The following is a 21,917-nucleotide window of genomic DNA, read 5'->3' on the forward strand; positions in this document are numbered from 1 at the left end:
CACGCGCTTGACGCCGGCCACCAGGTCCATGGCGCCGCCCATGCCCTTGACCATCTTGCCGGGCACCATCCAGTTGGCCAGGTCGCCACGGTCGGTCACTTCCATCGCGCCCAGGATGGCCAGGTCGATGTGGCCGCCGCGGATCATGGCGAAGGAATCATGGCTGCCGAAGTAGCTGGCGCCGGCGCGCGCGGTCACGGTCTGCTTGCCGGCGTTGATCAGGTCGGCGTCCACTTCGTCCTCGGTGGGGAAGGGGCCGATGCCGAGCAGGCCGTTTTCCGACTGCAGCCACACGTCCACGCCTTCCGGGATGTGGTTGGCCACCAGCGTGGGCAGGCCGATGCCCAGGTTCACGTAGGCGCCGTCGGTGAGTTCGCGGGCGGCGCGCTGCGCCATTTCGTCGCGGGTCCAGGCCATTATTTCGCTCCTCGCACGGTGCGCTGCTCGATGCGCTTCTCGGGGGTCGGGTTGTGCACGATGCGGTCCACGTAGATGCCCGGCAGGTGCACCTGGTCGGGGTCGATGGCGCCGACCTCCACCACTTCCTCCACCTCGGCCACGCAGACCTTGCCGGCCATGGCGCAGGCGGGGTTGAAGTTGCGCGCGGTCTTGCGGAACACCAGGTTGCCGGCCTTGTCGGCCTTCCAGGCCTTCACCAGGGAAACGTCGGCGCGCAGGGCGGTCTCGAGCACGTAGTGCTTGCCGTCGAACTCGCGGGTTTCCTTGCCCTCGGCCACCACGGTGCCGTAGCCGGTGGCGGTGAAGAAGGCCGGGATGCCGGCGCCGCCGGCGCGCAGGCGCTCGGCCAGGGTGCCCTGCGGGTTGAACTCGAGCTCGAGCTCGCCGGCCAGGTACTGGCGCTCGAATTCCTTGTTCTCGCCCACGTAGGACGAAATCATCTTGCGGATCTGGCGCGTGGCCAGCAGCTGGCCGAGGCCGAAGCCGTCGACGCCGGCGTTGTTGGAAATGGCGGTGAGGTTCTTCACGCCCGAGTCGCGCAGCGCCGCGATCAGCGCCTCGGGGATGCCGCACAGGCCGAAGCCGCCGACCGCGAGGGTCTGGCCGTCGGCCACCAGGTCGGCCAGGGCCGAGCGGGCGTCGGGGTAGAGTTTGCTAGCTGCCATCGGGTTGCTCTCGGTGCAGTCCGGGAAGCGGGAATTCTACCCTGCCCCACCCGCGCGGCGACCCCGTACTTTCGGGCAGGGCGGGCTCAGCCCGGCGGCGCCGCCCGGTCGGCCAGCAGCGGGTGCACCGGCCGGCGCGGCACGCTGGCGATGTCGTAGCCCAGGAAGGCCAGCAGGAACTGCAGGCCGCTCACCACCGCCACGGTGGCGATCATGATGGTGCCCACCGGCGTGGCCACCCCGGCCTGGGCCGACTGCCACCAGTGCCAGCTGCCGAACACGGCGCCGAAACCCAGCAGGCCGGCGCCCGCCAGCAGTTCCAGCGAGGCCACCGGCAGGTCGCGCAGGAAATAGTTGTAGCCGATGCGCTTGGCCAGGTTGCGCAGGTGCTTGAAGGCGAACTCGCCGAGGATGCGCGACACCTTCAGCCCGCTCACCTCGTCGCCGTAGCGCGCGTCCATGGGCACGTCCACCACCACCGCGCGCAGCGTGTTGAGCCGGAACAGCAGGTCGGTCTCGAAGAAATAGCGCTGGCTGATCGACTCCATCGGCAAGTGCGCGGCCACGCCGGCGTGGATGGCGGTGTAGCCGTTGGTCGGGTCGAACAGGTCCCAGTAGCCGGTGCTGGCCTTGGCCAGGAAACTCAGCGCCAGGTTGCCCAGGCGGCGCACCAGCGGCATCTGCCGGATCTGGCGCAGGTCCCAGAATCGGTTGCCCTTGGTGTAGTCGGCGTCGCCGCGCAGGATGGGCGCCACGAAGGCCGGCAGCAGCGCCGGGTCCATCTGGCCGTCGCCGTCGAGCTTCACGATCACCCGCGCGCCGTCGGCGATGGCCTGGCGGTAGCCGGTCATCACCGCGCCGCCGACGCCCTGGTTCTGCGCGTGGCGCAGCACGCGCACGCGCGGGTCGCGCACCTCACGTTCGATGAAATCGCCGCTGCCGTCGGGGCAGGCGTCGTCCACGCAGTAGATGGCGTCCACCATCGGGCCGATGGCGGCGATCACGCCGGCCACGTGGCGGGTGACGCGGTGGCAGGGCACCACCACGGCCACGCCCTGGGTCCAGGCCACCGGAGGAAGGGGGTTCGTCGTCATGGCGACACCTTCGCCCCGCGCGGCGTCACGAGCAAGTGCAGCGCCACCAGGCAGGCCAGCGCGGCGGTGGGGTACAGGTAGCGGAAGTCGCAGGCGATGGTGGTGGGCACGTAGGAGCCGAAATACAGCCAGGCACCGAGCGTGGCGGCCAGCGCGGTGGGCGCGCCCTCGCCGCCCCGGCGGCGCAGCAGCACCAGGGTGATGGCCGCCAGCAGCAGCAGGTAGGCCCAGTGGCGCAGCACCGGGGTGTCGCGCAGCACGCGGGTGACGTGGCCGATGAGGCGGTCGCGCGGGTCCATTTCCTCGATCAGGCCGGCGTGCAGCACATGCTCGGGGATGCCGGCGACGCCCCAGTAGCCGGCGACGCAGCCTTCCATGGAGCCGAAGCCGAGCAGCGCGCCCAGCGCCTCGCGGCGATGCGCGAGGTATTCGCCGGCGTGCGCGCGCACGGCGCGCCACCAGTGCCCCGGCAGGGCCTCGCGGCCCATGTCGCCGAAAAAGGCCTTTACCTCGGGCCGGGCCCAGGTGGTGTCGATGCGTTCGACGCTGTAGCTGTCCTGGACGGCCGCCACCACCGCATCGTCGGCGCCGGCGTCACGCAGCGGCTGGCCGCCGGGCGTGCGTGCGCCGATGCCGATCAGGTCGTAGGCCATCACCATGGCCACGCCGGTGCCGGTGGGGCTGTCGGGCAGCGGCGTGATGGTGGCGTCGGCGGCGGCGCCGATGCCGCGGTGGCCCAGCGCCAGCACCAGCAGCACGGCCAGGCCGGCGGCGTAACGGCGCGGGCGGCCCGCCTGCTTTCGCGCCACCAGCCACGACAGCACGCCCCACAGCGGGAACGCCACCAGGAAAGCCTGCTGGCGCGCCCAGGGCAGCGCCGCCAGCGCCAGGCCCACGAGCACTACCAGCCACCAGCGACGCGCGTCCAGGCGCCGCTCCAGCGACCACAGGCCGACCACCGCGGCCATGGCCAGGGTCGCCAGCAGCACGTCCTTCCAGACGATGCCCACGTAGAGCAGGAACAGCGGGTTCAGGGCCAGCAGCAGCGCCAGCCAGAAGCGCCAGGCCGGCAGGCGGCCCAGATGGCCGGCGTCGGCGCCACGCGTCAGCACCAGGAAGAAACCGCCCAGCACCAGCGCGGTGTTCAGCGCCACGAACACCGCCGCGCCCACCACGCCGCCGCCCAGCCATTCGAGCACCGACGCCATGAAGGGCGGGCCCCAGCCGACCGCGCGGTGGATGACGCCCTCGTACAGCGCCACCACCGTGTCGAGCGACATCTGGCCCGGGCTGTGCATCGCCACCAGCAGCAGGGCCAGCACGTCCCAGGCCGCGGAAACGGCCGCCAGCCGCCGGCGGCCGCGGGCGAGTTCAACGGGGTTGGCCGTTGGCGTCGCCGTCATCGCCTCAGAGCCTGCGCCGGATGAACTGCGCGAAGCGCTTGATCCAGCCGCCGCGCTTCTCGATCCACTGGTCGAGCTTGCCGTAGCGGTAGCGGAAGTGGTCGAGCTCGCGGTACTGCTGGAAGCGGTGCTCGAACAGCACCTCGGCGTGCTGCGCGAAGAATGGCAGGTTGGCGCGGAAGATCTCCGCGTAGGTCGCCACCACGTTCGGCCGGTGCTCCATGAACTGCGTGGTGCGCGAGCGCTCCTGGATGCGGTAGAAGAACAGCGGCTCGGGGATCTTCGCCACGCCCCGCCCCAGCGACAGGATGCGCAGCCAGAACTCGTAGTCTTCCATGCCGTGCCGCAGCGATTCGCGGTAACCGCCCACGGCGGCCCAGTCGGCCTTGCGGAACAGGCTGGAGCAGAAGATCACGTTGTCCACCGCCATCTCGCGCAGCGAGAACGCCGGCAGCTGCCAGATGCCGCTTTCGGCGCCGAACTTCATCGCGTCGCAGTAGACGATGCCGAGCGACGGGTCGCGCTGCATTTGCGCCAGCGCCTTGGCGGCGTAGGTCGGGTCGAAGCGGTCGTCGGCGTCGAGCGGCAGGATGAACTCGCCGGTGGCCGCCGCGATGGCTCGGTTGCGCGCGGCGGCGGGGCCGGCGTTGGCCTGGCGGATCACGGTGACGCGCGGGTCCGCCAGCGAGGCCAGCACTTCGGCGGTGCGCGGGTCGGTGGAGCCGTCGTCCACCACCACCACCTCGGTGTCGGCGTGGGTTTGCGCGAGCGCCGAATCCACCGCCTCGCGCAGCAGCTCGCCGGCGTTGTAGCAGGGGATGACGATCGAGACGCGGCTCATCGCGCCGCCTTGCCGCCCGTGATGCGGCGCACCGCCTTGGCCATGGTCGGGCCCAGGCCGATCTCGCGGGTCGAGCGCATGAAGCGGTCGAGGATGGACGGCGGCTCGGTGGCCGCGGCCACGGCGGCGGGCGCCTCGCCTTCGGGCAGGAAGGTCGCGTCGCCGGCCTCGAACGGCCGCGGCACTGCGTCCCACAGCTCCGGGTTGCGGTAGGCCACGCGCGCCTGCAGCGCGATCTTGCGGCCGTCGGCGTAGGTGGCGTAGCTCCAGGGCGTCTTGCCCAGCGTGGCCTGGCCGTGTTTTTCCAGCAGGGCGCGGTATTCGGCGTAGAGCTTCACGAACGTGGCCGAATTGGCCGGCGTGAGCCACCAGCCGATGGCCTTGTCGATGGTGCCGGAATCCAGGCCCGAGAAATGGATGAAGCGCAGCGGGTCGCCGTTGGCGACGTAGCCCGACGAGGTCTCCACCAGCTCGCTGCCCAGCAGCGACCAGGTGGCGAAGTCGTAGCCGTGGTGCTTGAGGATGTGGCAGTCGAAGAAACACGGCACCAGGTCGATCCACTTCTGGTCGGTGAAGATGCCGCGGCTCTTGTCGTCGTAGCAGTACAGGAACAGGCGCTCGGCCCACCACTGCAGGAAGCGCGCCGAGTTGTCCGCGCGCGACACCGCCAGGAAGCCCAGGTTGTAGGCGCCGTGTGCCAGCGAGCTGATCTCCATGTCGATGTTGCCCGGCCGCAGCAGGTGCGGCGCCAGCACGATGCTGTGCTGGTCGAGCAGCGCGTCGAGCTCGGTGAACGGGCCGTACACCAGCACGTCCGGGTCGAGGTAGACGAACTTCCGCGCCTGCGGGTAGCGCTCGGTGAGGTGGATCATGAAGCGCGGCTTCACCGCCGTGGAGGCCTCGACGATGCTGTGGCGGAACATGAAGCGGTCGAAGTCCTCCCAGCCCGCGTCCTTGGCCAGCACCACCTCGTCGAAGTGCGGGAAGTCGAGCGCCACCTGCGGCGCCTCGCGTTCGACCAGGCAGAGCACGAAGGTGCCGTCCGGGTCGTGGCGCTTGACCGATTCGGCCAGCGCCATCGCCTTGGGCAGGTAGTTGGAGCAGATGGAGGTGAAGTAGATCATGGGGCTTTCTCGGGGGGATTCGGGGAGGCTTCGGCCGGGCGGCGGCCAAAGGCGCGGGCCAGGGCCCGCAGGGGCGCGGTGGCGCGCCAGGAGAACGAGGCCAGCACCATGGACAGGCGCGACTCGAGCCCGGCGATGCGCTCGCGGTCGGCCGCGGACTGGCGGTGCGCCTCGGCCAGCACCTCGCGGTGCTGCTCCAGGGTCTGCTCGGCCCAGCGCACCTGCGCGGCCAGGTCGCTGCGGGCGTTGGAAAGCGCGGCCTCGAGCTGTTCGCGCTGGTGCACCAGCGCGGCGTTCAGCGCCTGCTGCTGCTCCGACATGGCCTCGCGCTGGGCCAGCATTTCCTTGCCCCAGCGCACCTGCGCCGCCAGCTCGGAGCGGGCCGCGTGGATTTCCGTGGCCAGCCTGGCCTTGGCCTCGAGGTCAGGGAACACGGCGTCGCCCATCGCCTGCACGAAGGGGCCCACGGCGCGCCACTGCGCCTGGAACTCGGCGTCGAGCGCCTCGAAGTCTTCCCAGCGACCCTGCCCGCGCGCCAGCGCGAGGCCGGCGTCGTAGACGCGCCTGGCCAGGCCGGCCACGGGCGTCGCGGCGGCCGGGGCGGCCTGCGCGTGGTGCTGGTACGAGGCCTCGACGAAACCCGCCAGCGCGGAAGCGCGTTCGGCCGCGGGCACCGGCGCCTGCAGGCCCACGCGGCCCAGCGCGGCGTCGATGGCGGCCAGCGGCTCGCGCACCAGGTCTTCGTAGACGATGACGGTGCGCGGCATGCCGGCCGATTCGCGCACGGCGTCGAGCACGTGGCGCAGCCACAGCAGTTCGCCCAGCTCCGGGCCGAAGCCGTTGCGGGCGGCGAGCGAGGCCGCCACTTCGCCCGGCGGGCGCATCACCACCAGCACCGCCACGGGCAGCGCCAGGCGCCCGAGCACGCGGCGCCACAGCGGCAGGAAGCGGCAGGTGCGCGGGTCCTTCACCGCCCACAGCGCAGCGCCGGAGAAGTCGGCGCGCAGCAGCGCCACCAGGGCCTCCTCGGCGCGGCGCGCGGCCGGCGTTTCCAGCCAGCCCGCGGGCAGTTCGCGCGGGTCATACCACCAGCGCCCGAGCTCGCGGAACAGCTGCTCGTGCACGGCCACCACGCCGGCGTGCTCGAAGTAACCCTTGGGGTTGTCGCCGGCGGCGGGCACAAGCGAATCGCCCAGGGCGATGCCCAGCCGCGACAGCGCCCCGGACAGGGCCGAAGTGCCGCTGCGGTGCATGCCCGCCACCACGATGCCTTGGCTGCGCGTCGTCACGATGCCACTCCTTCGTCGGGAACCGGCGCCAGCGCCGGCACCACGTCCATGCCCACCAGCCCGGTGTCCAGGCGGCCCGCGTCGGGCAGCACCCTGAACATGGCCACGTCGATGCGGCGGTCGAGGTAGGCCTCGCCCTCGCCCAGCCGCGCCAGCACGCCGGCGTTGAGGAAATACACGCCCGCCGCCAGCAGGCAGCGGAAGCGGAACGCCACCGCCAGCCGCGCGCCGGCGTCCACCACCGGCAGCGCCCGCTCGGGCGTGGACGTCACCGCGCCACAGGCCTCGATGCCGGTGACCGTGCGCATCATCATGCCGCAGCGCACGCCCGCCGCCGCCTGTTCGAAATGGACCTGGTAGCGGTACACGTACTCGCGGCCGGCCACCAGCACGTTGACGCGGCGGCCGTCGGGCGTGGTCAGGTGCGGGTCCTCGATGCGCGCGCCCTGCGCGGCATAGGCCAGGGTGCTGGCCGGGCGCAGCGACTCGTCGTACCAGGGTTCGGGGCCGGCGTCGGCCGCCGCGGCGGGCGCGGGCTCGGCGTCGCGGGCGTTCTCCTGCCCGGCCAGCGCCGCCACGGGGTTGGCGCGGGCCTGCTCGCGCAGCTCGGCCAGGCGCCCCGCCGGGGCGTACAGCAGCTTCTGGTACAGGCCGATCACCTGCTTGGGCGCGCCGTCGGCCACCAGCTCGCCGCCGTCGAGCAGCAGCGCGCGGTCGCACAGCTCGATCACCGTGCCGGCCGAGTGCGACACGAACAGCACCGTCGCGCCCGCCTGGCGGATCTGCTCGATGCGCGCGAAGCACTTGCGCTGGAAGGCCTCGTCGCCCACCGCCAGCGCCTCGTCCACCACCAGGATGTCGGGCTCGACGTGGATGGCCACGGCGAAGGCCAGGCGCACGTACATGCCGCTGGAATAGGTCTTGACCGGCTGCTCGATGAACTCGCCGATGTCGGCGAAGGCGGCGATGGCGTCGAAGCGTTCGTCCACCTCGCGCCGGCTCAGGCCGAGCACGGTGGCGTTGAGGTACACGTTTTCGCGGCCGGTGAATTCCGGGCTGAAGCCGGCGCCCAGCTCGAGCAGCGCGGCCACGCGGCCGCGCACTTCCACCTCGCCGGCGCTGGCCGAGAGCGTGCCGCACAGCACCTGCAGCAGGGTGGACTTGCCCGAGCCGTTGCGGCCGACGATGCCGACGGTCTGGCCACGCGGGATCTCGAAGCTGACGTCGCGCAGGGCGTGGAACTCGCGGTACCAGCGGTTGGCCGGCCCCGGCGAGAGCATCTGCAGCAGGCGGTGGTGCGGCCGCGCGTAGACCGGGAAGGCCTTGGCCACGCGGGTGGCGCGGATGGCGAACTCAGAGGACATCCGCGAACCCCGAACGCGCCTTGGCGAAGAAGAAGCGGCCCAGGTAGGCCAGGCCGGTGGCCACCGCCAGGTAGCGCAGCAGGCCCCAGGCGTCGGGCAGCTGCTGCCACAGCAGCACCGCGCGCGCCTGGTCGATGATGAAGCTCAGCGGGTTGTATTCGAACACCCAGCGGTAGGAGTCCGGCACGGACTCGAGCGGCATCATCGCAGTGGACAGGAACAGCAGCGCCAGCGACAGCAGCGGCGTCACCTGGGTGATGTCGCGCAGGTACACGCCCAGCGCCGCCAGGAACCAGGCGATGGCCAGGCACAGCACCACCAGCGGCAGCATCACCAGCGGGAAGAACAGCGTGGTCCAGGCCAGCTGGCCGTCCATCACCAGGCGCAGCGCCAGGAACACCAGCAGGGTGGTGCCGGCGTGGAACAGCGCCGACATCACCAGCGGCCAGGGCAGGATGTCGATGGGGAACACCACCCGCTTCACGAAGTTCGGGTTGGCGGTGACCAGGGTCGGCGCCTTGTTGAGCACTTCGGAAAAGAAGCCGTGCACGATCAGCGCCGCGAACAGGATGATCGAGAAGCTGGCGCCGCCCTGCTCCACCTGCGGCCAGCGGTTGCCCATCACCGTGCCGAAGGCGAAGGTGTAGATCATCAGCATCAGGAAGGGGCTGATCAGCGACCACAGCAAGCCGAAGCTGGCGCCGCGGTAGCGACCCAGCACGTCGCGCTTGGCCAGCTCCAGCGTCAGCGAGCGGTGTTCGGTGAGTGCGGACAACGGGCGGAGGGCGCGGCGCGCCCAGCCCGGCTGGGCGTTCACCGCAGCGCGTCCTCGAGCTCGGCGAGCAGGTCGGCCACGTCCTCGACGCCCACGCTCAGGCGCACCAGGTTGTCGGTGACGCCCAGCACGGCGCGGCGTTCGGCCGGCACCGAGGCGTGGGTCATCACGGCCGGGTGGTTGGCCAGGCTTTCGACGCCGCCCAGGGATTCGGCGCAGGCGAACAGCTCGAGCTTCTCCATGAAGCCCTTGGCCGCCTCGAAACCGCCCTTGAGCCACACGCTGACCATGCCGCCGTAGCCCGCCATCTGGCGCGAGGCCAGGGCGTGCTGCGGGTGCGACTTCAGGCCCGGGTAGGCCACGCGCTCGACCTTCGGGTGCTTTTCCAGCCACTCGGCGATGGCCTGGGCGTTCTCGCAGTGCGCCTTCATGCGCAGGTGCAGGGTCTTGAGGCCGCGCAGCGCCAGGAAGCTGTCGAACGGGCCCTGCACTCCGCCGATGGCGTTCTGCAGGAAGGCCATCTTCTCGGCCAGCTCGGCGTCGTCGCCCACCACCGCCATGCCGCCGACGATGTCGGAGTGGCCGTTGAGGTACTTGGTGGCCGAGTGCATGACGATGTGCGCGCCCAGCGCCAGCGGCTTCTGCAGCATGGGCGAGCAGAAGGTGTTGTCCACCACCACGATGAGCCCGCGCGCGCGCGCCTTCGCGGCCACGGCGGCGATGTCGACCAGCTTGAGCGTGGGGTTGGTGGGCGTTTCGATCCACACCATCTTCGTGTTCGGCTGCACGGCCGCGTCGAACGCGGCGTCGTCGGAAAGATCCACGAAGCTGAAGTCAAGGCCGGCGCTGCGGCGGCGCACGCGCTCGAACAGGCGGTAGGTGCCGCCATAGACGTCGTCCATGCACAGCACGTGGCTGCCGCTGTCGAGCAGCTCTAGGATGGTCGAGGTGGCCGCCAGGCCCGAGGCGAAGGCGAAGCCGCGGCTGCCGCCCTCCAGCGCCGCCACGCAGCGCTCGTAGGCGAAGCGCGTGGGGTTGTGGCTGCGCGAGTATTCGTAGCCCTGGTGCACGCCCGGGCTTTCCTGCACGTAGGTGGAGGTGGCGTAGATCGGCGTCATCACCGCCCCGGTGGAGGGGTCGGGCGACTGGCCGGCGTGGATGGCGAGGGTGCCGGGACGATGGGCCACGAAAACTCCTGCAGGCTGGGTGTTGGCTGACCGGGAATGATACCCCCAAGGCACCGGGCGGACACCGGGGACGCGGTTTTTTCAGCCCTTGCGCGCCCAGCGCAGGTCGCGCCACGGGCGCTCGAACAGCAGGAAGGAAACACCCGCCGCCGCGAGCGCGGCCAGCAGGGCGCACCAGCCCGGCGCCGGCCAGCTGGCCAGTCCGTGCGCGCGCAGCAGGTCGAGCACCGGCATGTGCCACAGGTAGGCGCTGAAGCTGACCACGCCGACCCAGCGCGCCGGCGCCGACGCGAACGGCCGCCGCAGCCAGTGCGGGCCGTGCAGCACGGCCAGCAGCAGGGCCGACCAGGCCAGCCCGAAGAACACGAACCAGCGGTGGTTGACGCCGTAGTCCACCGGCGCGCCGGCCACCGCCGCCCAGGCCTCCGGCATCGTCAGCACCAGCGCGACGATGGCCAGCAGCCCCACCGCGGCCCAGGCGCCCGGCGACGGCGGCGAGGCCGCGGCGCGGAGGCGGTGGTCCAGGCGCGCGGCGAAAGCGCCGCACAGGAAGATGACCAGGTAGGGCCCCAGTCGCACGTCGTTCTCCAGCGCCTCCGCCGGTGGCCACGCCCAGGTTGCGGCGGCCAGCGCGACGGCGAAGCCCAGGGCTTCCAGCCACCACGGCCAGGCCCGCGCCATGGACCAGGCCAGCAGCCAGGCCACCAGCGGCAGCACCAGGTAGAACACGAATTCGACCGGGATGCTCCACAGCACGCTCTGCCCTTCGCGCAGCGTGAGGTGCCGCCACAGCGCCGCGTCGTCGAGCTGGTAGTGCCAGCCGGCGTGGCCGCTGCGCGTGAGCCACCAGGCCGACAGCAACACCACGAGATAGAGCGGCCAGATGCGCAGCACGCGGCGCAGGGCGTAGTCGGCCCACAGCCTGCCGTCGGCGAACCCGGCGGGCGGACGCCTGAGCAGCAGCCGCACCAGCAGGAAGGCGCTGAGCACGAAGAAGAGGTAGACGCCGCTCTTGCCGGTGCCGGAGAGCGAGAGGCCGGGCACCAGGCCCATGCCCGCGTTGGAGAGGTGGGACGCCAGCACGATGAGCACCGCGAGGCCACGCAGGCCGTCGAGGCTGTCGACCTGGTCGAGCCGCACGCGCGGCCTGCCGAGGAAAAGACCGGCCAGCCGCGCCAGGGGCGTCGGCGGCGTGTCCGGGAGCGGGGAAGACATGCCCTGTCGGGAGTCCTGCGAACGAAGTCGCGCCACTATAGCCGAGCGACCCGGCGCGACAAAAAAGAAGGGCCCGCCGAAGCGGGCCCTTCCAAGGCGTTACTGAACCCGAAGGATCAGTTGGTGCCCGGACGCACCATCACGTGGTTGCTGATCGAGCCCGAAGCCGGGTTGACGATCTGGTACAGGCCCTGGATCTGGTTGTTCGGGCCAGCAACGGTCAGGTTGATGGTGGCGCGCGGGGCGCCGGTGAAGCCGGTCAGCACGGTCTCGAGGTCAACGACCTTGGTGCCGCCAGCCGGCACGGAGCCGGTCATGTTGGCAGCGTTGGTCGAGATGGTGTTGCCCGTCTCGCCGAACACCGAGATCTCGTACGGACGATCCAGCGCACCGGTGTTGGTGATGACCACGCGGCTCAGCCAGTTGGCCGGCAGCTGGGCCAGCGGGGCCTGCAGCTGGGTGCCGTTGCGGATGATCTCGCCCGCGTCCAGCGGACCGACGTCAGCGATGGTGTAACCAGCGTTGGCGACGGCGTCGAGGGTGGCGGTGTAGGTCGACTCGAGGATCTGGTCGGCCAGGTTCGGGATGTACTCGATCGAGTCGATCTGCCAGTTGGAGCCGACGATGAAGTTGGCGGCATCGTCGGTCACGCTGTCGGCCGGACCCCAGTTGCGGAAGCCGGTGAACTCGACGTCGGCAGCGGCGGAGAAGTCGCCTTCGATGGTGATGTTGGTGTCGGCGTCGAACAGGTCGGCCATGGTGATCAGGGTGCCGTCGGCCTTGAACGGCTCGTTGGCAACCAGGTCGAAGAAGATTTCACCGAACACGCCGCCCGACAGGAAGTCGGTGTAGGCGCCGTCGACGGCTTCAACGTCGGCGATGGCCTGGCCCGGGGTGGCCTCGAACTCGAACGACGGGACCGAGGTGATGAACGGCAGCGGGCCGGTGGTGTAGATGCGGCCGGTGGCGCCGCCCGCCTGGGCCTGCGACGGCTGGTCGTACAGCGAGAACGAGCAGTTGACGTCGTCGTTCGACTCCAGGGTGTTGTCGGCGTCGAGCTGGATCTCGACGACGTCGGTCGGGACGGCCAGGGCCGCGTCGGCGGTCAGCGAGAAGAACAGGGCCGGGGTGCCGGCGCCGTTCACCGCACCGACGTCCACGAGGGCGGGGTCGCTGGAGGCCACGACCGGGTTCTCGATGGTGATGCTCGACGAGCACTCGAGGCGAGCGTAGCGGACTTCGCTCGGCGAGAAATTGTAGCCAATGGCGACTTCGATGGTGTCGGCCGGGTCGGTGATGGCAACCGGCTTGGTCATTTCACGCGCGTACTCGCGCGCGTCGTCGTTGCCCAGGGAAACCGCGCTGGCGGTCGTCGAGATCAGCAGACCGGCGATGGTGCCGGCGAGCAGCTTCTTGTTGAGAGACATTCTTGTTGACTCCTAAGCTTAGGAAATTATCGGAACAGCTAGGCCAGCCTGGACACCGCCCAGCGCCTGCACGCACGTGCCGGCGCCGGCACCGGAGGAAGGTTTTCGGAGGTTTGCGGTCTTCTTGACCTTCGGCCCCCAAATTGGCCCTCGCCCGCTTGCGCATGCACTAGCACTGCGCAGTCCCCAGACGTGGGCCGATGCTAATACGCATGTTTTGCAGCGTCAATGCTTGTTCAGGATTTGTGACCTTGTTCACATTTCCGGCCTGAACAGGGCATTGGAGGGGCCCGGCCCCTCCCCACCCCAGGGGGGTATGGCTCAGCGCTCGCCGGCCTCGAAACGGGCCCGGACGGCGTCCGTGATGGCCTTGGCCTGGTTGGCGTCCTCGATCACGTAGGGGGTGATCAGCATCAGCAGCTCGGTCCGGGTCTCGGCGTTGTTGGCGCTCTGGAACAGCTTGCCCACCACCGGGATGTCGCCCAGGCCGGGAACCTTGGACCTGCCCTGGCTCTTGCTGCTGGAGATCAGGCCGCCCAGCAGCATGCTTTCGCCGTCCGACAGGCTCAGGCTGGTCTCCAGGCGCCGGCTGAAGATGCTGGGCGAGGAAATGTCGCTGGTGTCGGTCTGGGTGGCCTCGCTGACCTCCTGGGCGACCTTCAGGTCCACCCGCTGGCCGGAATGCACCACCGCGTCGATCTCGAGCAGCACGCCGGTCTTGCGGTACTGCACCTGCTGCAGGATGGAAGAGCCGTTGCCCGGCGTCGTCGGCAGGTCCACCGCGGTGGCCTGGCTGGTGATGATGGGCACCTCGGTGCCGACGTCGATGCTGGCGCTCTCGCCGCTCTTCACCATCAGGCGCGGCGTGGACAGGATCGAGACGCGGCTGTCCTTCGCGAACAGGTTCATCACCGCGCGCACCTGGCCCGAGGAGGAGATCGGGCTCCACACCACGCCGCCGGTGTTGGGCTCGCTGCCGGTGTTGAAGCCGATGGGGCCGGTGAAGTTGCTGACGCCGACGTTGCGCAGCGCCCATTCCACGCCATGTTCGAACTCGTCGGTCAGGGTGACCTCGGCGATGGTGACCTCGATCACCACCTGGCGCGCGGGCTGGTCCAGCCGCGCCAGCACGCCCTGCACGGCGCGCCACTTCTGCGCCTCGCCCTGGAAGACGATGACGTTGCGGATCGGGTCCACGGCCAGCTGGCCGCCCACGCCACCCATCACGGTGGCGCGGCTGGCGCCGCGCGCACCGCCGGACTCGGCGTTCGGGCGGGTGCTGGTGGTCGAACCGCTGGTGGTGGCCGCGCCGCCGCCGGCCAGCGGGTTGCCGCCGCCGGCGCCGGTGCCGCCGACCAGGGCCTGCAGCACGGGCAGCAGCGACTCCACCGTGGTGTGGCGGGCGAAGTACAGGTAAACGCCGCCGTCGCCGGCGTTCTCGTCGCTGGGCTGGTCCAGGCGCTCGGCCCATTCGGCGGCCGCGGCCAGGGCCGGGTCGGACTCGCTGAAGATGAGCAGCGCGTTGGCGGAGGTGACCGGCACGAAGGTCAGCGCGCCCGAACCGGCGGTGCCCTGGCGGACCGAATAACCCTGGGCCTTCAGCACCTCGGTGAGCTCCTTGGCCAGCACGTCGGCGCCAAGGTAGAGCGGGTTGATGCGCAGCGACTTCTTGTCGCGCAGCGAAGCGCGGTCGAGCAGCGCGATCGCTTCCATCGTGGCCTGCACGACGGTCGGGCGGCCGCTGATGAGCACCGCGTTCGACTCGAGCATCTCGGTCAGGGTGACGCCGGAGTTGGCGCCGAGCAGGTTGCGCACCTGCGCGGTGATGCGGCCGGGCTCGGTGATGTCCAGCGGCATGGCCACGAACACCGGGCGCTCGCCTGCCGGCACGTCCGGCATGGCGCGGCCGGTGATCAGGCGCGCCGGTTCGACGTCCTCGGCGCTGCCCGGCGCGAAGCGCAGCACGCCGCCCTCGGCCTCGGTGATGTTGATCTGGTAGCGCTTGAGCACTTCCTCGGCGATCACGTACAGGCGGTGCGGCGGCTCCGGGTCCACCAGGCGAAGGCTCACCAGCTCCTGGCGGCTGCGCACGGCCGGGTCGACGTCCAGCGAGAAGCCGAGCTGGGTGCCGAACACTTCATTGATGAAGGCGCTGAGCGTGACGCCGTCGAGGGTCAGCGCCACCGGCTCGCTGCCCTTCATCGGCGGCAGCTTGCGGCGGTCGACGGTGCGCACCGGCGAGGTCTCGATGGTGGGGCCCGCTTCCACGCGCGGGCGGCCGCGGGTGGCGGCCTCGTCGCCGGGCACCGCCTCGGGCTGCGCCTCGGCCTTGGGCGCGCGCAGCGGATCCGGGAAGGCCGGCGGCGGCACCGTGGCGCAGGCGCCGAGCACGCCGCTGAGCAGGGCCATGACCAGCACCAGGACGAGCCTGCGCCCGGCCGGCATGGACAGGCCCGGGGACCGGGCGGAAAGCGGGTTTCGCATCATGGGTTCAAACCTGGGCAAAGGAAGTTCAGGGGCGCCGGCTGCTGCCGGGGCGCTCGGTGCTGGTCGGGCGCGTCGTGGTGGTCGCGGGGTAGGCGGTGGTCGTTGTCGTTGTCGTGGTCGTCGTCGGCGGGGCCGGGGACGCCGACGGGCCGGCAGCGGCATCGCGGCGCCGCGGGTTGCGGGGCGTGCCGGACCCGGCGTCCGGGCGGCGCAGCGGGTTGCGCGATTCCGTGGCGCCGGTGTTGTCGGGACGGCGCAGCGGGTTGCGCGACTCGGCGCGCTGGCGGGCGCGCTCGCGGCGGGCGTCGGCGGCATTCCCCGGCGTGGCCACGGGCGCGGCCACCGGGCGCGGATCGGCGTCCACCAGCAGTTCGCGGCGATGGGCTTCGCCGGCGGCGTCGGTCCAGGCCACCACGGTGGGCGAAATGGCCTTCACCTCGCCACCGGTCGGCAGCGCCTCGCCCTTGGCCAGGCGCACGACCTCGCCCCCGGGCATGAAGAACAAGGCCTGCCACTGGCCGGCGGCGGCGATCACGCCCACCGGCAGCGGCTGCGGCGCGGCGGCGCCGGTGGCGGCCGTCTCGGCGGCGGCGGCGCGGCCCCAGGGGGCGCGCTTCTCCCAGACCGCGCGCGCGGCGCTGGCGTCCACGGGGGCGTCCTCGGGCAACGACCAGGCCACGGCCTCGACCTCGCGCCCGGCATCGGTGTGCGGGCCGTCGCCCAGCAGCAGGTAGGCCACGCCGCCGAGCAGCAGCGGACCGAGCACGGGCAGCAGCGGGCGCAGGCGCGCGTTCAAGGCGCACCCCCGGTGGCCGGGGCGTTGGCGTCGGCGGGCGCGGCGGGCGCCGCGTCAGGCTTGCGGTAGTAACCGCGCACGATGGCGGACAGCTGGGTTTCGCGCCCCTCGGTGATTTCCAGGCGCTCGACCTGGATCCAGGGCAGGCCCGAGGACAGCGACTGCAGGAAGCGGTCGAGTCCGCCGGCGGGCACGGCGCCCTCGAGGCGCGCGACCACCTGCCAGAGCTCCGGCTGGCCGGGCACGTCGAGCGTGGCCTCGGCGCGCACGCGGGCCTGCTGCAGCTGGCCGGTGGCCGCCTGGCCGCTCAGCCAGGCCTGCAGCTCGGCCTGGGCCAGGCCGTCGCTGGCCGCCTGCGGGATGGAGGCGCGCATGGCGTCGGCGGCGGCCTCGGCCTGCTCGGCGCGCTCGGGCCAGGCCGATTCATGGCTGGCTTCCTCGAGGCGGCCCAGCAGCGCGGCGTCGCGGCGGTAATCCTGGGCCATCGCCTGCTGGCGGTCGGACAGGGTGAGCACGACGTGCGCACCGATGATCAGCAGCACCACCAGCGCGCCGAGGCGCAGGCGGCGGCTCTGGCGCCATTCCTGACGCATGCGTTCGAACTGCTCGCGCGCGTTCACGGCGTGCCCCCGGCGGCACCCGCCGCGCCCGGCGCCGGCGCGCGCGCGAGGTCGAAGTCGAGCTGCATGCCCTTGGCGTCGCTGGCCGGGTTGGCGGCGACGTCGGCCAGCAGCGGGTGGCCCTGGAAGGCCGAAACGAAGCGGCGCGGGTCGGTTTCGGCCGAGGTCACGCCGGCCTGCAGGCGCTCGCCCTCGCGGCGCCACTGCACCAGGCGCGCATCGGCCGGCAGCGGCGCGATGACGTCGGCCATGAGCAGGTAGTCGTTGGCGCCCTGGCGCAGGGCGCGGAAGGACTGCAGCCGCTCCACCGCGGCGTCGGCGCGCTCGCGCGCTTCCAGCAGCGGCGTGGGGGGCGCGCGCCCCCCCCCCCCCCCCCCCGCCCCCCCCCCCACCCCCCGGCCCCCCGGGGGCCGCGCCGCCCCTCCAGCCGCCACTGCGCGATGCCCCAGGTGGCCTGCGCCGCCAGCTGCCAGCCCAGGCACAGGGCCACCAGGCCCAGGCCCGCGACCCAGGCCAGGCGCTCGAGCGCGGCCGGCGAACCGGGCAGGCCGCGCGGAGCGTCGCCCCACGGGGTGGTTTCCCACGGCAGGGTTTCGGGCGCCGGAACGGCGCCGGCGGCGTCGGGGCCGATGCCGCAGGCGCGCAGGAAGCGGCGCCAGGCGTCGGCGTCGGGCACGGCCGGCCACCATTGGCTGGCCTGCAGCTGGCCGTCGCGCCAGACCTGGCCTTCGACGCCCTCGATCGCCTGCAGCAGGCGCGGGCCGTCGCCGGCGGGCGGCGCGCGCAGCAGTGATTCGGGGATCCAGCCGGGCTCGCCCTCGGCCATCACCGGGTCCGGCTGCGGCCAGATCCAGGCGTGCGCGGTGGCGCCGGTCCAGGCGACGTGCTGAAGCGCGCCCGGCGCGGGTTCGTGCCGGCGCACGGCCAGCTTCGCCGCGGCCGCGCGCTGGCGCACGGGCAGCTGGGCGAATTCCAGCCGGCGGTAGTGGCAGGCCGCGCGCGGCACCACCCACTGCAGCGGGCCAAGCGCACCGCCCGCGTGCAGGACCGTCGGCTCAGGGCCGATCAGTTTCCGCGTCGGCGAAAAGAGCGCTGTCAATCGGTCGCGGGGAGTCATCGAGGCTCGGGCGGGCTACGGGATAGGCGGCAAGGATGGTCCAGGGCGCACGCTTGTCCGCCAGGGGCGTCAATCGTACATGGATGCGCATGGCGGCGCCTGTACGCCCCCAGACCGTGAGGCGCAGCGTGTCGGAAGGAGCGAAGCGGTATTCGACCATGTCGTCGCCGGGCAACTGCACGCCGAGCAGGGCCTGCAATTCGCCGGCCGATCGGAAGGGCTGGTTGCGGCGCTGGGCCATCAGCGTGTCGCAGGTTCGCGGGCAACCATTGAGCAGCGTGGGCAGCAGGCTGGCCGGCGCGGTGTTGAGATTGAGCGCGCCGGCATAGAAGGTGGTGGTGACCGACTGCAGCGCGGCGAGGGTCCGCGGCGGCAGTTCGTCCCAGCCCAGCACGCGCGCGAGCTCCATCGGCAGCAGCAGGCGCCGGTTGGGTGGCAAGGGCCGGCCGGCGCGTTCGTACTCGCGCTTCTCGGCGCCGTGCAGGTGGCGCAGGCTGTCTTCGTCGATGTAGTCGAGCAGGGCGTCGCGCAGGCGAGCGCGGTTCTTGTCCGGCACGCCCTGGGTGTCGAGCAGGCGGTCGAGCCGCATCGCGTCCGGCCACACCACCGGGTACAGGCCGGCCTCGTCCTGCACCGAGAAGGTGGTGCCGCCGAGGCCCTGGTAGGCGCTGTCGTCGAGCCGCAGTTCGCCGCCCACCGGGTCGCGGCGCAGTCCGCCGAATTCCGACAGGGTGCGGGCCACGCGCTGCTCGGCGCTCAGGCCCTGCACGGGCAGGCCGGCCACGGTCATGTCGCGGGTGGCGGCCAGGTAGACCACGGTTTCGCGGGTGGAGAACAGCGCCAGCTGGTCCTCGGCCTGGTCGCGGTCGCGCTGCGCGTCGCGCACCTGGTCCAGGCTCCACAGCGTGACCAGGGCCACGACGATGGCGATGCCCGCCAGCAGCCACAGCGTCACCGCCAGCACGAAGCCACCCTGCGCGCGCCTAGAGGCCACGGTCGCCTCCCTGCGGGCGCAGCATCACCGGCATCAGCGGGTCGGCGGCCAGCGGCACCAGCCAGAGCAGTTCGCCCTCGCTGGTGACGGCGCGCAGGCGCACCATGCGCGGCAGCACTTCCATCGCGTCGACGGGCGGGTTCCACTCCGCCAGCCATTCGCCTTGCCCATCCAAATAGTCGAACGCGGCGGCGTCGAGCGGGCCGCGCAGCACCTCGATCTCGCCGAGCCGGCTGTCGGCGTAATGCAGGGACCAGCCGCCGTCCACCGGCTGCAGACGCCAGTGCACGCGCTCCAGGCCCGGCCCCGCCAGCGGCTGCGGCGTGACCAGCTCGAAGCCCTCGCGGGTTCCCTTCATGGCGCCCAGCGCATCGGCCAGGTCGGGCAGCGCGCTGCCGACGGTGTCGCGGAACCACTGCTCCTGCAGGCCGGCCACGCGGGTCTGGTCCTCGTGCCGCAGCAGGCGCGCGCGCAGGTCGAGCGACTGCGACAGCGCCTGCATCAACAAGGTGATGATCAGCGACACGACCACCAGCGTGACCAGGGCCTCGAGCAGGGTGAAACCGGCGGCGGCGCGGGCGCGGGGCATGGTCACAGGGCCTGCGGCTGGCGGACCTGGCGGTAGCCGATGCGGCGCACGCTGGCTTCGCGCTGCAGTTCGCCGTCGCGCCACAGCTCCAGGTCGAGGCGGTAGAGACCCACTTCGTGCAGGCCGGGCGCCACGTAGCCGGTGGCGCTGGGGCGCGCGGGCTCGAGCAGCTCGGCGTTCCACACCAGTTCGTAGGCCCCGAGCGGCTGCTGGCCCTGCGGGTCCTCGGCCGGGTTCACCGCGCCCACGTAGGCCAGGGCGTTGCGCAGGGCCGCGTCGGCCTCGCGCGAGCGTTCGGCGCGGCCGACCATCTGCACCGACTGGGTCATGGCCGCGAACAGGGCCATGCCGGCCGCCGCCAGGATGGCCAGGGCCACCACGGCTTCGAGCAGGGTGAAGCCGCGGGCGCGCTCACGGCGCATCGGCCACCTCGCAGGTCGGCATGGACAGGGACAGGTCCTCGGCGTCGCCGGGGCCTTCGACGCGCACGGCGGTGGCATGGCACAGGCCGTTGGCCTCCACGCGCAGCGGCTCGAGCGGCGTGACGCGCCAGCCCTCGGGCAGCGCCAGCACGGCGGCCAGGCCGGCGGCGTCGCCCTCGCCCACCACGATCGGCTGGCCGGCGATGCGCGCCAGCCGCGGCAGCCGGCCCAGCTGGCGCCGGACTTCGGCGCGTTCGCCGCTGCCGGCGATGGCTTCGTAGGTGCGCTGCAGGCGCGGTGCCACCAGCGCCGTCATCAGCCCGAGCAGGGCCAGCACGATGAGCAGTTCGAGCAGGGAAAAGCCGCGGCCGGCGGGGCCGCGGGGGCCGGCCTCAGCCGCGCGGGAGGTAACCGACGTCGGCATCGTTGCCCTCCCCGCCGCGCACCCCGTCGGCGCCGAAGGAATACAGCGCGAACGGCATGCCGTTGGCGCCGGGGATGGCGTACTGGTAGGGGTTGCCCCAGGGGTCCAGCGGCGCCGGCTCGTCCAGGTAGGGGCCCTTCCAGCGGGCGCGCAGGCGCTCGTCGGCGGGCGGGTTGTAGAGCACGCCCAGGCCTTCTTCCACCGAGGGCAGCTTGCCGACCTCCAGGCGGTAGGTCTCGATGGCGCCGCGCAGCATGCGCACCTGGGTCTCGGCCACCTGCACCTTCGAGGTGTCCACGCGGCTGAACAGGCGCGGGCCGACCAGGCTGGCGATCAGGCCGATGATGACCAGGACGACCAGCATCTCGAGCAGGGTGAAGCCGGCGTTTCGGCGGGAAATTTTCATGGCAACTCCGGGTAACGCGTCAGAGCGGGACCTCGTTGACGCTGGTGATGGCGAGGATGATCGCGGTGACGATGGTGCCGATGACGATGCCGATCAGGATGATCGCCAGCGGCTCGATCAGCTGCAGGAGCCGCTTCATGCGGTCCCGGCCCGTGGTTTCGTACAGGCGCGCCAGGGCGGCCAGCAGCTTGGGCAGCTCGCCGCTGGCCTCGCCCACCGCCACCAGGTCGTAGCCGGTGGGGTTGAGCGCGCGGTGCTCGCGCAGCGCGGCCGAGAGCGTGGAGCCGCCCTTCACCGAAGCGGCCACCTGGGACAGGCGGCTGCGCAGGAAGGCCAGCCGCACCGAGCCGGCGGCCAGGCCGAGGGCGCGGATCAGTTCGACCCGGCCGGTCAGCAGCGCCGACAGCGTGCTGGCCCAGCGGCCCACCTCGGCCTCGACCAGCCATTCGCCCAGCACCGGCAGGCCGGCGGCCCACTCGGCCAGGCGGTCGGTGAGCTCGCGGCGCGACAGCAGCGCGCGCAGGCCCAGGCCCGCTGCCACCGCCGCCAGCGCCACCAGGTACCAGTGCGCGCTGAACCAGACGCCGGCGCCGATGGTGAGGCGCGACAGCGCCGGCATGTTGTCGCCGTGCTGGGTGAGCAGGTTGCCGAAGCGCGGCACCACCCACAGGAAGATGATGGACACCGCGGCGATGCCCGAGAACACCAGCACCGCCGGGTAGACCAGGGCCGAGCGCATTTCGCTGGCCACGCGCTGGTCGTATTCGAACTGCTCGACGCCGCCGCGCATGGACTCGGCCAGCCGGCCGGTGGCCTCGCCCGCCTCGACCAGTTGCAGGAAATATTCGGGCACCGGCAGCTTCGCCTCGCGGAAGGCGGCGCTGAAGCTGTCGCCGCGGCGCACGGCCTTTTCCATGCCGGAGAAGACGCCGGTGATCTGCGGGTGGTGGCTGGACTTGGCCAGCGAGGACAGCGCCGTCACCAGCGACACCCCCGCCTCCAGCAGGGTGGTGAATTCCTGCAGCACCAGCTGCAGTTCGCGGCTGGAGGCCTTGCCGCGGCGGCGGCGCGCGCCCTGTTCGCCCTGCTCGGCCAGCGACAGCGTGGTCAGGCCCTGCTGGGCGAGCTGGCGCGAGGCCTCGCGCTCGCTGCGGCCGTCGACCACGCCGGAAACGGCATGGCCCGACTTGTCGATGGCCTGGTAACGGAACTGCATGGG

23 protein-coding genes are annotated in these 21,917 nt (G+C 72.0%); all 23 read right to left on the reverse strand.

The window, feature by feature from the left end; translation table 11 throughout:
* Nucleotides 1–417, reverse strand: a 417-nt coding sequence (locus ACE3Q2_RS04415) for a CoA-transferase (RefSeq protein WP_374473084.1), incomplete at its 3' end; no start/stop codon positions are given.
* Complete coding sequence (locus tag ACE3Q2_RS04420; RefSeq protein ID WP_231696386.1) at nucleotides 417–1,124, reverse strand: CoA transferase subunit A; 708 nt, start codon at nucleotides 1,122–1,124, stop codon at nucleotides 417–419. The genes ACE3Q2_RS04420 and ACE3Q2_RS04415, both read right to left, overlap by 1 nt.
* Before the next feature lie 86 nt (nucleotides 1,125–1,210).
* The gene (locus ACE3Q2_RS04425; protein ID WP_374473086.1) at nucleotides 1,211–2,218 is read right to left on the reverse strand and encodes a glycosyltransferase family 2 protein; all 1,008 of its coding nucleotides are present in this window, start codon (nucleotides 2,216–2,218) and stop codon (nucleotides 1,211–1,213) included.
* The gene (locus tag ACE3Q2_RS04430; protein WP_374473088.1) at nucleotides 2,215–3,621 is read right to left on the reverse strand and encodes a hypothetical protein; all 1,407 of its coding nucleotides are present in this window, start codon (nucleotides 3,619–3,621) and stop codon (nucleotides 2,215–2,217) included. Before ACE3Q2_RS04430 ends, ACE3Q2_RS04425 begins: the two co-directional genes overlap by 4 nt.
* Before the next feature lie 4 nt (nucleotides 3,622–3,625).
* Complete coding sequence (locus ACE3Q2_RS04435; RefSeq protein WP_231696389.1) at nucleotides 3,626–4,462, reverse strand: glycosyltransferase; 837 nt, start codon at nucleotides 4,460–4,462, stop codon at nucleotides 3,626–3,628.
* Nucleotides 4,459–5,586 (reverse strand): hypothetical protein, encoded by a 1,128-nt coding sequence (locus tag ACE3Q2_RS04440; protein WP_231696390.1) that lies wholly within the window; start codon nucleotides 5,584–5,586, stop codon nucleotides 4,459–4,461. Before ACE3Q2_RS04440 ends, ACE3Q2_RS04435 begins: the two co-directional genes overlap by 4 nt.
* Nucleotides 5,583–6,875, reverse strand: a complete 1,293-nt coding sequence (locus ACE3Q2_RS04445) for a sulfotransferase family protein (RefSeq protein ID WP_231696391.1) — start codon at nucleotides 6,873–6,875, stop codon at nucleotides 5,583–5,585. The genes ACE3Q2_RS04440 and ACE3Q2_RS04445 overlap by 4 nt, the downstream gene beginning before the upstream one ends.
* On the reverse strand, nucleotides 6,872–8,239 hold the full coding sequence (locus ACE3Q2_RS04450; protein ID WP_231696392.1) for an ABC transporter ATP-binding protein: 1,368 nt from the start codon (nucleotides 8,237–8,239) through the stop codon (nucleotides 6,872–6,874). Before ACE3Q2_RS04450 ends, ACE3Q2_RS04445 begins: the two co-directional genes overlap by 4 nt.
* The gene (locus tag ACE3Q2_RS04455; RefSeq protein ID WP_231696393.1) at nucleotides 8,229–9,056 is read right to left on the reverse strand and encodes an ABC transporter permease; all 828 of its coding nucleotides are present in this window, start codon (nucleotides 9,054–9,056) and stop codon (nucleotides 8,229–8,231) included. The genes ACE3Q2_RS04450 and ACE3Q2_RS04455 overlap by 11 nt, the downstream gene beginning before the upstream one ends.
* Complete coding sequence (locus tag ACE3Q2_RS04460) at nucleotides 9,053–10,201, reverse strand: cystathionine gamma-synthase (protein ID WP_374473092.1); 1,149 nt, start codon at nucleotides 10,199–10,201, stop codon at nucleotides 9,053–9,055. The genes ACE3Q2_RS04455 and ACE3Q2_RS04460 overlap by 4 nt, the downstream gene beginning before the upstream one ends.
* An 81-nt stretch (nucleotides 10,202–10,282) precedes the next feature.
* On the reverse strand, nucleotides 10,283–11,416 hold the full coding sequence (locus tag ACE3Q2_RS04465; RefSeq protein ID WP_374473094.1) for an acyltransferase family protein: 1,134 nt from the start codon (nucleotides 11,414–11,416) through the stop codon (nucleotides 10,283–10,285).
* 116 nt (nucleotides 11,417–11,532) lie between these two features.
* Entirely contained in the window at nucleotides 11,533–12,843 is a 1,311-nt protein-coding gene (locus ACE3Q2_RS04470) for a hypothetical protein (protein WP_374473096.1), read from the reverse strand.
* A gap of 321 nt (nucleotides 12,844–13,164) precedes the next feature.
* Nucleotides 13,165–15,330, reverse strand: coding sequence for a secretin N-terminal domain-containing protein (locus ACE3Q2_RS04475; protein ID WP_231696397.1), 2,166 nt, complete (start codon nucleotides 15,328–15,330; stop codon nucleotides 13,165–13,167).
* 25 nt (nucleotides 15,331–15,355) lie between these two features.
* Complete coding sequence (locus tag ACE3Q2_RS04480) at nucleotides 15,356–16,126, reverse strand: hypothetical protein (protein ID WP_231696398.1); 771 nt, start codon at nucleotides 16,124–16,126, stop codon at nucleotides 15,356–15,358.
* Complete coding sequence (locus tag ACE3Q2_RS04485; RefSeq protein WP_374473099.1) at nucleotides 16,123–16,746, reverse strand: hypothetical protein; 624 nt, start codon at nucleotides 16,744–16,746, stop codon at nucleotides 16,123–16,125. Before ACE3Q2_RS04485 ends, ACE3Q2_RS04480 begins: the two co-directional genes overlap by 4 nt.
* Nucleotides 16,743–16,997 (reverse strand): hypothetical protein, encoded by a 255-nt coding sequence (locus ACE3Q2_RS04490; protein WP_374473101.1) that lies wholly within the window; start codon nucleotides 16,995–16,997, stop codon nucleotides 16,743–16,745. Before ACE3Q2_RS04490 ends, ACE3Q2_RS04485 begins: the two co-directional genes overlap by 4 nt.
* Complete coding sequence (locus ACE3Q2_RS04495) at nucleotides 16,913–17,752, reverse strand: hypothetical protein (RefSeq protein ID WP_374473103.1); 840 nt, start codon at nucleotides 17,750–17,752, stop codon at nucleotides 16,913–16,915. The genes ACE3Q2_RS04490 and ACE3Q2_RS04495 overlap by 85 nt, the downstream gene beginning before the upstream one ends.
* Nucleotides 17,753–17,801: 49 nt before the next feature.
* Complete coding sequence (locus tag ACE3Q2_RS04500) at nucleotides 17,802–18,857, reverse strand: type II secretion system protein GspK (protein WP_231696401.1); 1,056 nt, start codon at nucleotides 18,855–18,857, stop codon at nucleotides 17,802–17,804.
* On the reverse strand, nucleotides 18,847–19,446 hold the full coding sequence (locus tag ACE3Q2_RS04505; protein WP_231696402.1) for a type II secretion system protein: 600 nt from the start codon (nucleotides 19,444–19,446) through the stop codon (nucleotides 18,847–18,849). Before ACE3Q2_RS04505 ends, ACE3Q2_RS04500 begins: the two co-directional genes overlap by 11 nt.
* A gap of 2 nt (nucleotides 19,447–19,448) precedes the next feature.
* Entirely contained in the window at nucleotides 19,449–19,868 is a 420-nt protein-coding gene (locus ACE3Q2_RS04510; protein ID WP_374473106.1) for a prepilin-type N-terminal cleavage/methylation domain-containing protein, read from the reverse strand.
* Nucleotides 19,858–20,292, reverse strand: coding sequence for a prepilin-type N-terminal cleavage/methylation domain-containing protein (locus ACE3Q2_RS04515; protein WP_231696404.1), 435 nt, complete (start codon nucleotides 20,290–20,292; stop codon nucleotides 19,858–19,860). Before ACE3Q2_RS04515 ends, ACE3Q2_RS04510 begins: the two co-directional genes overlap by 11 nt.
* Nucleotides 20,261–20,698 carry a type II secretion system major pseudopilin GspG gene (gene gspG / locus ACE3Q2_RS04520; protein ID WP_231696405.1) on the reverse strand — a complete coding sequence of 146 codons (438 nt, stop codon included), beginning with the start codon at nucleotides 20,696–20,698 and terminating at the stop codon, nucleotides 20,261–20,263. Before gspG ends, ACE3Q2_RS04515 begins: the two co-directional genes overlap by 32 nt.
* Before the next feature lie 19 nt (nucleotides 20,699–20,717).
* Nucleotides 20,718–21,914 (reverse strand): type II secretion system F family protein, encoded by a 1,197-nt coding sequence (locus ACE3Q2_RS04525; RefSeq protein ID WP_231696406.1) that lies wholly within the window; start codon nucleotides 21,912–21,914, stop codon nucleotides 20,718–20,720.
* Nucleotides 21,915–21,917 lie beyond the last annotated feature (3 nt).

Origin of the sequence: Arenimonas sp. (assembly GCF_041913985.1) — a bacterium.
In the GTDB taxonomy this organism is placed as follows: Bacteria; Pseudomonadota; Gammaproteobacteria; order Xanthomonadales; family Xanthomonadaceae; genus Arenimonas.